Origin of the sequence: Streptomyces litchfieldiae, from assembly GCF_031845365.1 — a bacterium.
GTDB classification, from domain to species: domain Bacteria; phylum Actinomycetota; class Actinomycetes; order Streptomycetales; family Streptomycetaceae; genus Streptomyces; species Streptomyces litchfieldiae.
The window spans coordinates 371,204-385,370 of sequence record NZ_JAVREL010000001.1 but is presented as its reverse complement, the minus strand read 5'-3'; the positions used below and the strand labels follow the sequence as shown (position 1 = coordinate 385,370).

Annotated in this window: 12 protein-coding genes; 6 read left to right on the top strand and 6 right to left on the bottom strand. The window is 71.4% G+C overall.

Features of this window, described 5'->3' with window-relative positions; all coding sequences use genetic code 11:
• Positions 1–18: 18 nt before the first annotated feature.
• From RM590_RS01710 to RM590_RS01695, 4 genes are all read left to right on the top strand, one after another.
• Positions 19–1,002, top strand: a complete 984-nt coding sequence (locus tag RM590_RS01710) for a tetratricopeptide repeat protein (RefSeq protein WP_311702494.1) — start codon at positions 19–21, stop codon at positions 1,000–1,002.
• 467 nt (positions 1,003–1,469) lie between these two features.
• Positions 1,470–2,099, top strand: a complete 630-nt coding sequence (locus RM590_RS01705) for a DUF6230 family protein (RefSeq protein ID WP_311702493.1) — start codon at positions 1,470–1,472, stop codon at positions 2,097–2,099.
• Between the two features lie 112 nt (positions 2,100–2,211).
• Positions 2,212–2,757, top strand: coding sequence for a DUF6114 domain-containing protein (locus RM590_RS01700; RefSeq protein ID WP_311702492.1), 546 nt, complete (start codon positions 2,212–2,214; stop codon positions 2,755–2,757).
• Entirely contained in the window at positions 2,747–4,048 is a 1,302-nt protein-coding gene (locus tag RM590_RS01695; protein ID WP_311702491.1) for a hypothetical protein, read from the top strand. The genes RM590_RS01700 and RM590_RS01695 overlap by 11 nt, the downstream gene beginning before the upstream one ends.
• Before the next feature lie 42 nt (positions 4,049–4,090).
• On the opposite strand, the gene pyk is transcribed toward RM590_RS01695, so the two are convergent.
• The 3 genes from pyk to pta form a co-directional block, all read right to left on the bottom strand.
• On the bottom strand, positions 4,091–5,524 hold the full coding sequence (pyk, locus tag RM590_RS01690) for a pyruvate kinase (protein ID WP_311702490.1): 1,434 nt from the start codon (positions 5,522–5,524) through the stop codon (positions 4,091–4,093).
• A gap of 71 nt (positions 5,525–5,595) precedes the next feature.
• Positions 5,596–6,810, bottom strand: coding sequence for an acetate kinase (locus tag RM590_RS01685; RefSeq protein ID WP_311702489.1), 1,215 nt, complete (start codon positions 6,808–6,810; stop codon positions 5,596–5,598).
• Entirely contained in the window at positions 6,807–8,903 is a 2,097-nt protein-coding gene (gene pta, locus RM590_RS01680; protein ID WP_311702488.1) for a phosphate acetyltransferase, read from the bottom strand. Before pta ends, RM590_RS01685 begins: the two co-directional genes overlap by 4 nt.
• 221 nt (positions 8,904–9,124) lie before the next feature.
• Here pta and RM590_RS01675 point away from each other — a divergent pair, with 221 nt between their 5' ends.
• The gene (locus tag RM590_RS01675) at positions 9,125–10,150 is read left to right on the top strand and encodes an ATP-dependent 6-phosphofructokinase (RefSeq protein WP_311702487.1); all 1,026 of its coding nucleotides are present in this window, start codon (positions 9,125–9,127) and stop codon (positions 10,148–10,150) included.
• Positions 10,151–10,287: 137 nt separating this feature from the next.
• A complete protein-coding gene (locus tag RM590_RS01670) occupies positions 10,288–12,366 on the top strand; it encodes a protein kinase domain-containing protein (RefSeq protein WP_311702485.1) in 2,079 nt (692 codons plus the stop codon).
• Between the two features lie 19 nt (positions 12,367–12,385).
• Here the strand turns inward: RM590_RS01670 and RM590_RS01665 are convergent, their stop codons facing one another.
• From RM590_RS01665 to RM590_RS01655, 3 genes are all read right to left on the bottom strand, one after another.
• The gene (locus RM590_RS01665) at positions 12,386–12,802 is read right to left on the bottom strand and encodes a PIN domain nuclease (RefSeq protein WP_311702484.1); all 417 of its coding nucleotides are present in this window, start codon (positions 12,800–12,802) and stop codon (positions 12,386–12,388) included.
• Complete coding sequence (locus tag RM590_RS01660) at positions 12,799–13,014, bottom strand: type II toxin-antitoxin system VapB family antitoxin (RefSeq protein WP_311702483.1); 216 nt, start codon at positions 13,012–13,014, stop codon at positions 12,799–12,801. Before RM590_RS01660 ends, RM590_RS01665 begins: the two co-directional genes overlap by 4 nt.
• 139 nt (positions 13,015–13,153) lie before the next feature.
• Positions 13,154–13,981: an alpha/beta fold hydrolase gene (locus RM590_RS01655; protein WP_311702482.1), complete on the bottom strand. Its 828-nt coding sequence runs from the start codon at positions 13,979–13,981 to the stop codon at positions 13,154–13,156.
• Between the last annotated feature and the right edge of the window lie 186 nt (positions 13,982–14,167).

Here is a 14,167-nt window from a genome sequence, read left to right as displayed (position 1 = left end):
AGGGGGGAGACTGGTCCCATGCAGCCACGCAATATGTCCATGAGCGGAGCCGTTGACCTCTCCGCGGTGAAGGCGGCCGCAGAGGCCAAGCAGAAGGCCGAGCAGGCCCGCGCTCAGCGGGCGACGGGCCAGGCGGGCGGTCAGCAGGCGGGCGCCCCGGTCCAGCTCGTCATCGACGTCGACGAGGCCGGGTTCGAGCAGGAGGTGCTCCAGCGCAGCACCGAAGTGCCTGTGGTCATCGACTTCTGGGCCGACTGGTGCCAGCCGTGCAAGCAGCTCAGCCCCATCCTGGAGCGGCTCGCCGAGGAGTACGCCGGGAAGTTCGTGCTCGCCAAGATCGATGTCGACAGCAACCAGATGCTGTTCCAGCAGTTCGGCGTGCAGGGCATCCCGGCCGTGTTCGCCGTGATCGCCGGCCAGGCGCTGCCCCTCTTCCAGGGTGCCGCGCCGGAGCCCCAGGTCCGGCAGGTCCTCGACCAGCTCATCCAGGCCGCCGAGCAGCGGTTCGGCATCGTCGGCCGGCCGGTCGACCCGCAGGAGGCCGAGGCGGCCCGGCAAGCGGCGGCCCAGGCCCCGCCCGCGCCCCCGGCCAACCCGACCCTCGCCGCCGCGCACGCCGCGCTGGACGGGGGAGACCTCGGCGGCGCCATCCAGGCGTACCGGAACGTGCTCGCCGACGAGCCGGCGAACGTCGAGGCCAAGCTCGGCCTGGCCCAGGCAGAGCTGCTTCAGCGGGTGCAGGGCGCGGACGCCGAGCGGGTCCGCAAGGACGCCGCGGAGCGGCCCGGCGACGTGGCGGCGCAGCTCGCCGTCGCGGACCTGGACCTGGTCGGCGGTCATGTCGAGGACGCCTTCGGCCGGCTGGTCGCCACGGTGCAGCGCACCGCGGGCGAGGACCGCGACACCGCGCGGGTCCGGCTGCTGGAGCTGTTCGAGGTCGTCGGCCCCGACGATCCGCGGGTGATCGCGGCCCGGGGTGCGCTCGCCCGGGTGCTCTTCTGAGCCGCCCCGCTCTCATCCGCTGACAGCGGCCGCGCTTTACCAAAACTTGGTAATCGCGGCCGCTGTCACGTTCCGTGATCCGGCTTCGAGGTTTCGCGGAAATTCCGCCCGATTGATGCTCGTGTGGGGGCTTCCGTTGTGTGCACCCTCCGTGTGGATCGGGGCGCGTTCTCCATGCTTTTGCCACATCTGTATTACTCGCAAGTAATGAACCCCCTTGTGTCATTCCGTGAGATGCACCACGATCGGCCAAGCCGACGGAGCCACGAGTCGGCCTCGGATTCAGGGGGGTTCCCGTTCTTCCGGGCGGGACCTGATCCGCTGCGAGCCGCGTTCACCGTGGCCAGTGGCTGTCGCCGGGGTGCAGCCCGGGGATATCGCGCTTCTTCTCTCCAGGCGCCGGACGGCTTGCTGACCACAGAACTCCGGCCCGTACGGAGGATGTTCGTCCGAGAAGGAGGAAACTCATGGAGTCACAGGCTCGCGGCGGCACCAGATGGCGGCGATTCGGGCTGGTCATGGTGCCGAGCGTGGCCGCAACCGCAGCCATAGGCGTCGCCCTCGCCCAGGGTGCGCTGGCAGCTTCTTTCGCAGTGTCCGGGCAGGAGTTCAAGGTCCGCGTCGACCATCTGGTGGGTGAGGGCTTCGTCCAGTACGGGACGGTGATCCAGCACCATGACGACGAGTACCGGCCGGTCGTGGTGTCGGCGTTCGACCACGCCACAATCAACGACCTCTGCCAGTCGGTGGTCATCCCCGTGCCGTTCGGCATCGGTGACGTCACGTTGCGCATCGGTGCCGGGTCCGACCCGGACAACCCGGTCGTGGCGGAGAACCTGTTCATCGATCTCGAACAGCTCAACGCCGACGCCACGTTCGAGAACATCGACATCGGCGTCGCCGCCGGAACCGCACTCGAGGACGGGCCGACGCCGCCTGCCGGGGAGAGGGTGAACCCCGGCTCGTTCGCGCAGCAGGCGGAGCGCGCCATTCTGTCGGACGTCGAGCAGGTCGCGTGGGCCACGTCCGCAGGCTCGTTCAAGCTCAGTGATCTGAGCCTGAGCCTGTCCAGGGGCACCGACAACGAGTGCTTCTGACGGCCTGAGTCGCGCCTGGGGCAGAGCGGACGGATGGCCCGTCTCTGCCCCAGGGAGCACCGCCGTATCGTGCATCCCGCCAATGAATCGCGCCACCAGGGGAGTACGTGCCGTGAGCACCAACACCGAAGGACTGTCCGCTATTTCGCTTTTCACCCGAGGTCGCCTCGCGTTCCGGCACTTCAGGTGGCGGCGGCCGTTCTGGGCCGGTCTCTTCACCATGATCGCGGGGCTGCCGATCGCGTACTTCCCCTACCGGAACGTGACGCTCGGGGACCTCACCATCCGCATGGCCACCACAGCGGGGGCCGGCTCCCTGGTGATCGGCGTCCTGCTCGTCGTGCTGGGCCTGACCATATGGTTCCAGCCGCATGTGCGGATATTCGCGGGTGTCGCGACGATTCTGCTGGCCCTGGTCTCCCTGATCGTCTCCAACTTCGGCGGATTCTTCATGGGATTCCTGTTCGGGCTGATCGGCGGGGCGATGAGTATCGCGTGGATGCCGGGCACACAGCCGGCCCAGGCGGAGGGACAAGACACGGGCGACCGGGAGCCGCCGGCCGCTACCCCAGGAACGGGCAGCGCGCTGGCCGGCTTCGAGGGGGCCGCACCCGAGGGCGGGAAGGACCCGGGGAAGGGGAAGCATCGTGCCGAGTGAAGACATACCCACGGCAGCCACGGAGGACGAGGGACCACGGCACGCCGTTCCGCGCAAGTCACTGCTGAGACGGCTCCACATGCCCGTGGGGAAGGCCATCGCCCTGGCCGCCATGCCGTCGGCCGCGCTGCTGGGGATGGGATTCACCTCGCCGCTCGCCAAAGCGAGCCAGCAGCCGGAGAACCCGTTCCAGGACGGGCCGTGCGTGGAGGTGCCGGACGCTGAGGTGCCCGAGGAAGAAGCCGCGGCGCAGGAGCAGTCCCAGGAGCCCGCGGAGGACGCCTCATCGGAGCCGGAGCCCGAGGAGTCGGAGGAGGACGAGGCCGCGCAGGACGAGCCGGCGGAGCCTCAGGAGACCGAGCAGGCCGAGCGGCCCGAGGAAGCCCAGGAGCCCGCCGCCGAGACGGAGGCCGAGGCCCAGACCGAGGCCGAGACCGAAGCGGCGGAGGAGGAGCCCAACCCGCTGGACCCGCTGGGCATCGGCGACGGCCTGGAGGCGATCGGCGAGGGCCTGGGGGACCTGCTCACCCCCGGCGACGAGGAGGACGAGGACCAGGGCGGCGACACGGGCGACTCCGGGGACGCCGAGGCGCCCGCCGAGCCCCAGGAACCCGAGGAGTCCGAGGAGCCCGCCGCCTCGGAGGAGACCGCGGACGAGGAACGGGCCGCCGAGGACGAGGAGCCCGAGACCCCGCCGGAGGAGGAGACCGATCCCGGAACCGAGGAGTCGGAGCCCCAGGAGACCGAGACCGAGGACCCGTTCGCCCCGGACGCTGAGGGCCGCGAGCCGTTCCCCTGCCCGGTCGAGGAACTGGTGGCCGGCACCGACGAGCAGACCCCGCTGCCGCTGCCGAACGAGCCCTGGTACCTGGAGGCGACCTATCTCACCCTGCGCGGCCTCAGCTACCACGGCGTCGTCAACGTCACCACGGCGGACGGCACCGTCAAGCAGGTGCTGAAGTTCACCGCGGAGAAGGTGGACATCGGCGACCTGCACCAGATCGTCGACGGGCCCAACGGGGTGCGTCACCACGTGGCCACCGACCCCGGCTCCAACTCCACCTTCCGCGGCGGCACGGTGACGATGTACACCGAGCGCCTGGAGGGGAACCTCTTCGGGGTCATCCCCATCGTCTTCGACGCCGAGCACCAGCCGCCGCTCGACCTCCCGGTCGTGCACTTCACGGACGTGTTCGTCACCCAGGCCGGCCAGTTCGGCGGCAACCTGACCATGCAGGGCATGGACCTCTACACCACGAGCGACGGGCCGACCGTGCCCGCCGCCCCCTGACGCCCCGGCGACCCGACGACCCCCGGGGCGGCGCGCGCCCGCTCAGACGCCGTGGTTCTGGCCGCCGAGGTGGTGGACGCGGACCATGTTGGTCGTGCCGGGCACTCCGGGCGGCGAGCCGGCGGTGATGATCATGGTGTCACCGGGCGAGAAGCGGTTGAGCCGCGACAGCTCCTCGTCACACAACTCCACCATCTCGTCCGTGTGGTTGGCGTGCCGCACGACGAACGTCTCGACGCCCCAGCTCAGCGTGAGCTGGTTGCGCGTCGCGGGCTCGGAGGTGAAGGCCAGGATGGGCTGCACCGCGCGGTAGCGGGACAGGCGGCGGGCGGTGTCGCCGGACTTGGTGAACGCGACCAGCGCCTTGGCGTCCAGGAAGTCGGCCATCTCGCAGGCGGCGCGCGCCACCGAACCGCCCTGCGTGCGCGGCTTCTTGCCCGGCACCAGCGGCTGGAGACCGCGCGACAGCAGCTCGGTCTCGGCGGCCACGACGATCTTCGACATCGTCTTGACCGTCTCGATCGGATAGCGGCCCACGGAGGACTCGGCGGAGAGCATCACCGCGTCCGCGCCGTCCAGGATCGCGTTGGCCACGTCGGACGCCTCGGCGCGCGTCGGGCGGGAGTTGGTGATCATCGACTCCATCATCTGGGTCGCCACGATCACCGGCTTGGCGTTCCTGCGGCACAGCTCGACCAGCCGCTTCTGCACCATCGGCACCCGCTCCAGCGGGTACTCCACGGCCAGGTCGCCACGGGCCACCATCACGCCGTCGAAGGCGAGGACGACCTCCTCCATGTTGTCCACCGCCTGCGGCTTCTCCACCTTGGCGATCACCGGCACGCGGCGCCCCACCCGGTCCATCACCCGGTGCACGTCCCGCACGTCCTCGGCGTTGCGCACGAAGGACAGCGCGATCATGTCGGCGCCCAGCCGCAGCGCGAACTCCAGGTCCTCCACGTCCTTCTCGGACAGCGCGGGCACGTTGACCGCGACGCCCGGCAGGTTGATCCCCTTGTGGTCGGAGATCACGCCGCCCTCGATGACGATGGTCCGCACGCGCGGCCCGTCCACCTCGGTGACCTGGAGGGAGACGTTGCCGTCGTTGATGAGGATGGTCTCGCCCTTGGCGACGTCGCCCGGCAGCCCCTTGTAGGTGGTGCCGCAGATCGTCCGGTCGCCCGGCACGTCCTCGGTGGTGATGGTGAACTCGTCGCCCCGCTTGAGCTCCACCGGCCCGTTGGCGAACGTCTCCAGCCGGATCTTGGGCCCCTGGAGGTCGGCCAGGACGCCGATCGCCCGGCCGGTGTCCTCGCTCGCCTTGCGGAGGCGGTGATACCGCTCCTCGTGCTCCTCGTGCGACCCGTGGCTGAAGTTGAAGCGGGCCACGTTCATCCCCGCGTCGATCAGGGCCTTGAGCTGCTCGAAGGAATCGACGGCGGGGCCCAGGGTGCAGACGATTTTGGAACGGCGCATGACAGCGATCCTATCGATTTGTTCCGTGGCGGAATTTTCGGCTGAGTCAGGTTATCCGAGCTCTTGTCCACTCAGACGCCGACCAGTGCGAATGCCTGGGTGGCGATCTCCAGTTCCTCGTCCGTGGGCACCACGGCCACCGCCACCCGAGCGTACTCCGGGGAGATGAGCCTGGCCCCCCGGCCGCGCGCGGTGTTCAGCCGTTCGTCGATCTCCAGACCCAGTCCGGTCAGCCCGGCGACGGCAGCCGCTCGCACGGGCGCCGCGTTCTCCCCGACGCCCGCGGTGAAGGCCAGCGCGTCCACCCGGCCGAGGACCGCTGTGTAGGCGCCGATGTACTTCCGCAGCCGGTGGATGTAGATGTCGAACGCCAGCCGCGCCTCGCCGTCCCCCTCCTCGACCCGGCGCAGGATCTCCCGCATGTCGTTGTCGCCGCACAGCCCGGCCAGCCCGGAGCGCTGGTTCAGCAGCGCGTCCACCTCGTCGGCGGACATGCCGGCGACCCGCGCCAGATGGAACACCACCGCCGGGTCGATGTCCCCGGACCGGGTGCCCATCACCAGGCCCTCCAGCGGCGTCAGCCCCATCGAGGTCTCCACGCACCGGCCGCCGGCCACCGCCGACGCGGAGGCGCCGTTGCCCAGATGCAGCACGATCACGTTCACCTCGGCCGGGTCCCGGCCCAGCAGCGCGGCCGTGCGCCGCGACACATACGCGTGCGAGGTGCCGTGGAAGCCGTACCGGCGGATGCGGTGCTCCTCCGCCGTCCTGACGTCGATCGCGTACCGCGCCGCGTGCTCCGGGATCGTCGTGTGGAACGCCGTGTCGAACACCGCGACCTGCGGAACGTCCGGGTTGAGCGCCATCGCGGTGCGGATCCCGGCGACGTTGGCCGGGTTGTGCAGCGGCGCCAGCGGCACCAGGCGCTCGATCTCGGCGAGCACCGCGTCGTCCACCACCGTCGGCTCGGTGAACGACCGCCCGCCGTGCACCACGCGGTGGCCGACCGCGGCCAGCTCCGGCGCGTCTAGGCCGAGCCCGTCCGCCGCCAGCTCCCCGGCCGCCGCCTCCAGCGCGGCGCGGTGGTCGGGCACCGGAAGCTCCCGCTCGCGGGTGTCGCCCTCGCCGGGGGTGTGGCGCAGCAGCCCGGGGCCCCGCTCGCCGATCCGCTCCACCAGGCCGACGGCCAGCCGCGTCGGGCCGGCCATGTCCAGAAGCTGGTACTTCACCGACGAGGAGCCGGAGTTGAGCACCAGCACCCGGTTGCCACGCTGTCCCGGCGTCATGCCCCGACCTCCTGCTGCGCCTGGATCGCGGTGATCGCGACCGTGTTCACGATGTCCTGGACCAGGGCGCCGCGCGACAGGTCGTTCACCGGCTTGCGCAGCCCCTGGAGCACCGGTCCGACGGCCACCGCGCCGGCCGACCGCTGCACGGCCTTGTAGGTGTTGTTCCCGGTGTTCAGATCGGGGAAGACCAGCACGGTGGCCTGCCCGGCCACCGCCGACCCCGGCAGCTTGGTCCGCGCGACCGACGGCTCCACCGCCGCGTCGTACTGGATCGGGCCCTCGACCTTGAGGTCCGGGCGCAGCCGCCGCACCAGCTCGGTGGCCTCGCGCACCTTGTCCACGTCCGCGCCGGTGCCCGAGGTGCCCGTGGAGTACGACAGCAGCGCAATCCGCGGCTCCACCCCGAACTGCGCGGCGGTGGCCGCCGACTGGATCGCGATGTCGGCGAGCTGGGCGGCGTCCGGGTCGGGGTTGACCGCGCAGTCGCCGTAGACCAGCACCTTGTCGGCCAGGCACATGAAGAACACCGAGGACACGATCGACGCGTCCGGCTTCGTCCTGATCACCTCGAACGCGGGCCGGATCGTCGCCGCCGTGGAGTGCGCCGCGCCCGAGACCATGCCGTCGGCCAGGCCCTCCTGGACCATCAGCGTGCCGAAGTACGACACGTCGGCGACCACGTCGTGCGCCAGCTCGTAGGTGACGCCCCGGTGCGCCCGCAGCTTCGCGTACACCTCGGCGAACCGCTCCCGCAGCGGCGAGGTCGCCGGGTCCGTGATGTGCACCGTGCAGCGCCCGCCCGGCGGCTGGAGGTCGATCCCGAGGTCGGCCGCGCGCTTGGTGATCGCCGTCTCGTCGCCGAGCAGCGTCAGGTCGCACACGTTCCGCCGCAGCAGCACCTCCGCGGCGCGCAGCACGCGTTCCTCGGTGCCCTCCGGGAGCACCACGTGGCGGCGGTCGGCGCGGGCCCGCTCGATCAGCTCGTGTTCGAACATCATCGGCGTCACGCGGTCGCCGCGCACCAGCGATATGCGCTCGGTGAGCGCGGCCGTGTCCACATGCGACTCGAACAGCCCGAGCGCGATCTCCGCCTTGCGCGGCGTCGCCGCCGTCAGCTTGCCCTCCAGGCCCGACAGCTCCGTCGCGGTGGGGAACGAGCCGCCCGGCACCGACAGCACCGGCGTGCCGGGGGCGAGCCGGGAGGCCAGCGCCATCGTCTCCTCGCCGGGGTGCGCCCCCAGCGTCAGCAGTACGCCGGCGATCGGCGGGGCTCCGGCGGAGTGCGCGGCGAGCGCCCCCACCACCAGGTCGGCCCGGTCGCCGGGGGTGATCACCAGGCAGCTCTCGGTCAGCGCGGGCAGGAACACCGGCAGCGTCGCGCCGCCGAAGACGAAGTCGCGGATGTCGCGGGCCAGCCCCGTCGGGTCGCCCAGCAGCACCGTCGCGCCCAGCGCGTCCACGACCTGGGCCACGGTCGGCGCGGCCAGCGCGGGGTCCTCCGGCAGCGCCCACACCGGAACGGGAAGCTGGCCGCCCAGCTCGCGGGCGGCGACCACGGCCTCGCCGTCGCCCACGCGGTTGGCGATCATGGCGACGACCTCGCAGCCGAGCGAGGCGAACGCGTGGTGGGCGTTGCGCACCTCCGCGGCGATCGACTCCGCGCCCTGCCCGAGCCCGGAGACCACCGGCAGCACCGCGGCGCCGAACTCGTTGGCCAGCCGGGCGTTGAGCGTCAGCTCGGCCGGGAGCTGGGTGTCGGCGTAGTCGGTGCCCAGGACCAGCACCACCTCGTAGTCCCGCGCCACCCGGTGGAACCGGTCCACCAGCCGCGTCACCAGCTCGTCCATGCCCCGCTCGGCCTGGAGCGCCGCGGCCTCCGGGTACTCCATGCCGCGGGCGGCGTCCGCGGTCTGCGCCAGCCGGTACCGGCCGCGCAGCAGGTCGAAGACCGGATCCGGCCCCGCGTGGGCCAGCGGGCGGAACACCCCGACCCGGTCCACCTGCCGCGACAGCAGCTCCATCAGCCCCAGCTCGACCACCTGGCGGCCGTCGCCACGGCCGATCCCGGTCACGTACACGCTGCGCGTCACTGTCCCGTCCCGTCCCCGTCGTCCCCTCGCAAGCCTGACTTGAGAGGGCCTGGGCAGCATCCCTCTCATCGACCGTACCCGGGCGCGGGCGCCGGGCGCGCGTCGGGTGAAGAGCGCCGTTAGAACGTGACCCCGTGTCGTGAAACAATTCGGGCGGCCGCGATGGGGCGGCCGTGACCCTCACGTCCCTCCCCAGTCCAAAGCGAGCAGGAGAGATCCTCATGCGCATCGGAGTTCTCACCGCCGGCGGTGACTGTCCAGGTCTCAACGCCGTGATCCGATCGGTCGTCCACCGTGCCGTGGTGGACCGCGGAGATCAGGTGATCGGCTTCGAGGACGGCTTCAAGGGTCTCCTCGAAGGGCGCTACCGCGAGCTGGACATCAACGAGGTCAGCGGCATTCTGGCCCGTGGCGGCACCATCCTCGGCTCCAGCCGGCTGGAGCGCCACCGGCTGCGGGAGGCGTGCGACAACGCGGAGGCGTTCCGGCGCAAGCTCAGCCTGGACGCGCTGATCCCGATCGGCGGCGAGGGCACCCTGACCGCCGCGCGCATGCTGTCGGACGCCGGGATCCCCGTGGTGGGGGTGCCGAAGACCATTGACAACGACATCTCCGCGACCGACCGCACCTTCGGCTTCGACACGGCGGTCGGCGTCGCCACCGAGGCGATCGACCGGCTCAAGACCACGGCCGAGTCGCACCAGCGCGTCATGGTCGTCGAGGTCATGGGGCGGCACGCGGGCTGGATCGCCCTGGAGGCCGGCATGGCCGGCGGCGCGCACGGGATCTGCATCCCGGAGCGCCCCTTCCAGCTCGACGACCTCTGCAAGATGGTCGAGGAGCGCTTCGCGCGCGGCAAGAAGTTCGCGGTGATCTGCGTCGCCGAGGGCGCCCGCCCGGCCGAGGGCTCCATGCCGTACGAGCGCGGCGAGATCGACCCCTATGGCCACGAGCGGTTCACCGGCATCGGCCAGCGCCTGGCCAGCGAGCTGGAGAAGCGGCTCGGCAAGGAGGCCCGGGCGATGATCCTGGGCCACATCCAGCGCGGCGGCACCCCCACCGCCTATGACCGCGTCCTGGCCACCCGCTTCGGCTGGCACGCCGTGGAGGCCGCGCACCGCGGCGAGTTCGGCATGATGACGGCGCTGCGCGGCACGGACATCGTGATGGCGCCGCTGGCCAGCGCCACGATGGAGCTCAAGCGCGTCCCGCAGAACCGGATGGACGAGACCGAGGCCGTTTTCTAGCCTCCCCCGGCTGCGTTCGCCGCGCGTTCGCCGCCCTTTCGCCGTGGCCGGGGGATCCGGCCGCGGCCGTCTGGGTATCTTGTGCGGCGAGTGGCCGGGCCGCCGGGCCGGGCCATCGCTGCGTGGGGGCGGGCTGAATGGCCGAGTTGGGCGAACCGGTGGCCGATCGTCTCGGGGGCTATGTGCTGGAACGGCGCCTGGGCGCCGGCGGGATGGGGGTGGTCCACCTCGCCACCAGCCCGTCCGGGCGCAGGGTGGCGTTGAAGGTGATCCGTCCCGAGTACGCCGAGGACCCGCATTTCCGGGCCCGGTTCCGGCGCGAGGTGGCGGCGGCCCGGAAGGTCGGCGGGGCGTTCACGGCGTCGGTCGTGGACGCCGACCCCGAGGGCGATCCGCCGTGGCTGGCCACCCAGTTCGTGCCGGGCGACTCGCTGGCCGACCGGGTGGAACGGGACGGCCCGCTGCCCGTCGAGCGGGCCGCGCGGCTGGCCGCCCAGCTCGCCGAGGCGCTGAGCGACATCCACCGGCAGGGCATCGTCCACCGCGACCTCAAGCCGGGCAACGTCCTGCTCGCCGAGGACGGGGTCCGCGTCATCGATTTCGGCATCGCGCTGGCCCTGACGGCGAGCCGCGCCCTGACCCGCACCGGCGCCGTGGTGGGCACGCCCGCGTTCATGGCGCCCGAGCAGCTCACCGACCCGGACCAAGTGGGGCCCGCCACCGACGTGTTCGCGCTGGGCTCGGTGCTGGCGTTCGCCGTGCTGGGCCGCAGTCCGTTCCAGGCGCCGAACGCGGCGGGGGCCGAGCCGATGGCCGCCGCCTTCGCCGTGGTGCACAAGAAGCCGGACCTGACCGGGCTGCCCGGTGAACTGCGGCCCCTGGTCACCGCCTGTCTGGCCAAGAACCCCCGGGACCGGCCCGACCCGGCCACCGTGCTGCGGCTGGCGGTCGAGGCCGAGCGCCGCGCCCTGGCGGCCGCGGCGCCGCCCGCGCCCCGCCCGCCGGCCACCGGCCCCTCGCGCCGCCGCCTGCTCGGCGGCGCCGCGGCGGCCACCGTGACCGCGGCGGCGGGCGGCGCGGCCTGGGCGCTGTGGCCCCGGGGCGACGAGACGGACGGGGAGTCGGACGGCGGCTCCGGGCCGCTCCCGGCCGCCTGGCAACTGGACATGGCCGATCTCGGGATGGACGACAGCCTCGCCAGCCGCCTCAACTGCCGGGTGGCCGACGCCGAACGGAACTGGCTGCTGTGCGACTGGCGCATCGGACCGGTCTTCCTGGTGGACGGCACCAGCGGCGAGGTGCTGTGGACCTACGCGCCGCTGGGCGACGAGCTCCCCGCCGCGCACGACTGGGGCGGCGTCCACGTCCGGGGCGACGCGGTGTTCGTCTTCTACGACGACGTGCTGGCGAAGCTCTCGCTGGAGACCGGTGAGGTCGTCGACGACATGACGTTCAACGCGACGCACAGCGTGCTGCTGACGGACACCGTGCTCGCGCACCGCACCGAGGACGCGCTCGTCCTCCGGGAACTGGACACCCTTCAGGTGCGGATCGAGGTCGTCGGCGGCTTCGGCGGCGCCACGCTGCTGGGGACGGTGGGCGCCGACCTGCTGGTCCAGATGTGGCCCGCGCCGGAGGACCCGCGCACGCTGGCGCTGGTGACCGACGACGGCAGGTCAGTGCTCGACGTGGAGCTGCCGGAGGGGGTGTTCGGCTCCCCCTGGATCGACGGCCGGGTGGCGTACTTCCGGGCCGAGCGGGAGGAGGGCGCCACCAACGAGTACCTCAGGGCTCTCCACCGCCTCGACCTGGACCGCGAGCGGTGGACGCGCGTGGACCTGCCCGGGGACTTCCATCTCTGGCTCGCCACCGGCCAGTTGCTCATCACCGACGGGGTCCTCTACGCCTACGACGGCCAGGGAACGCTGCTGGCCCAGGACATGGCGACGGAGTCCGTGCTGTGGACCGCCACCGTGGACGCCGGCGGCCGGGCGTCGGAGCTGGCGGTCGCGGACGGGCGGCTGTACCTCGTCGGCCAGCACGGCAGGCTGCTCACGCTGAACGCCGAGGACGGCGGCGAGCTGTGGACCGCCGAGCCGGAGGGCCCCCGCGCGGGCAACGGCACCGGCGGCTGGAGCGCGCCCGCGCCCCTCGGCGACCACGTCGCCGCGGTCACCTGGACCAACGTCCTCTTCGGCCTCCGCGCGCCGGGTTAGCCGTACCGGCGGGCCGACCTCAGTCCCCGGCTCCGGCCGGGACCACCCACCGCGTCGGCTGGCCGGTCACGCGTGCGATCATGTCGTAGTCACCGTCGTAGTGCAGCACGGCAGCGCCATGGCGCTCGGCGGTCGCCGCGATGACCAGGTCTGCCGCGGACAGAGCTTTCCAGTTCCCCGAGCCGATGAGTTGTGTCTGCACCTCCAACGCTCGGTCCCACACCTCGTCGGGGGTGGCCAACCAGTCGAAACCCCGCATCTCGTCTCGGATGCGTTCCGCGTCCGACCTGGACCGGGCGCTGTGCATGACTTCGACTTCGACGGCTCCGCACACCGCCAGCAGCCCCGCGTTGTGCAACGGATCGATCACCGCCCGAACGGCTGGCTTGGGGTAGCGGGCCAGCGCGGACTTGTCGATGAGATAGCGCTCCGTCATGCCGCCTGATCCGTGCCCCTCGCCTCCTCGACAGGGCCGGTCAGATCAGGTAGCCCGCCTTCCGCGAGCCAGCCCAGGAACGAGGCCCGCTTCCGTCGCTTGATCGCGTCCGCCAGGGCGGCGTTCACGGTGGCGACCTTGGTCGATGTACCGAAGATCTCCGCCGCTTCGGCCAGCAACTCGTCGTCGACATCGATGACCGTTCGTGCCACGGGCCTCTCCTCGTTCCGCTCGGATATGGGCGACGTCTCATTGCCCACGATATCAAGCTCACGGTCATCTGATATCGATCCGGCTGCGACGCCGCCGCCCTCACCACCGTCGACGAGGTCCTGGCGCGTGGTGACCTTCTCAGTTCTTCAGGAAGTCGAGCAGGTCCGCGTTGAAGCGCTCCTTGTCGCCGGGGACCATGGCGAGCCCGTGGGAGGCGCGCTCGTACACCTTCAGCGTCGCGTTCGGAATGATTTGCGCGGACTTGCGGCCCGTGGCGTCGATGGGCACGATCTGGTCGTCGTCGCCGTGGATCACCAGGGTGGGGATGTCGAACTTCCGCAGATCCTCGTGGAAGTCCGTGCGGGCAAAGGCGTCCACGCACTTCACGCCGGCCTGGATGGACTCCTGCATCGCCATCAGCCAGAACGCGTCCCGGTTGCCCTGAGTCGCCTTGGTGCCGGGGCGGTTGGTGCCGAAGAACGCCTCCGAGGTGTCCTTCCAGAACTGTGAGCGCTCCGTCAGGATCCCGGCCTTGATGTCCTCGAACACCTCCGCCGGGACGCCCTCCGGATTCTCGTCCGACTTCAGCATCAGCGGCGTGATCGCGGAGAGCAGCACCGCCTTGCCGACGCGCTCCGTGCCGTGCCGGCCGATGTACCGGGCCAGCTCGCCGCCGCCCATCGAGTGCCCGACCAGGACGGCGTCCCGCAGATCGAGGGCGGTGATGAGCTGATCGAGGTCGTCCGCGAAGGTGTTGAACTTGTAGCCGTTCCACGGCTGTTCGGAGCGGCCGTGCCCCCGGCGGTCGTGGGCGATGCCGCGGAAGCCGTTCTCGGCGACGAACTTCATCTGGTCGTCCCAGGCGTCCGCGTTGAGCGGCCAGCCATGGATGAAGACGACCGGGCGGCCCTGGCCCCAGTCCTTGTAGAAGATCTCGACCTCGTCACGGGTGGTCACGGTGGGCATGGTGATCCTCTCGATTTTTGAACATACCACCTCAATGGTTGCATATCGGGCGCGCTCTCGCGAAGGACGGCACCCGCTGCGTTCCGTTACGAACGGCCACCCTTGGGCATCCGGCGCGCCTCTACCGAGCCTTCACACACTCTCAGTTACGAACGGCGGCCGGGTGCGGCACACTGGGCGCCCCCG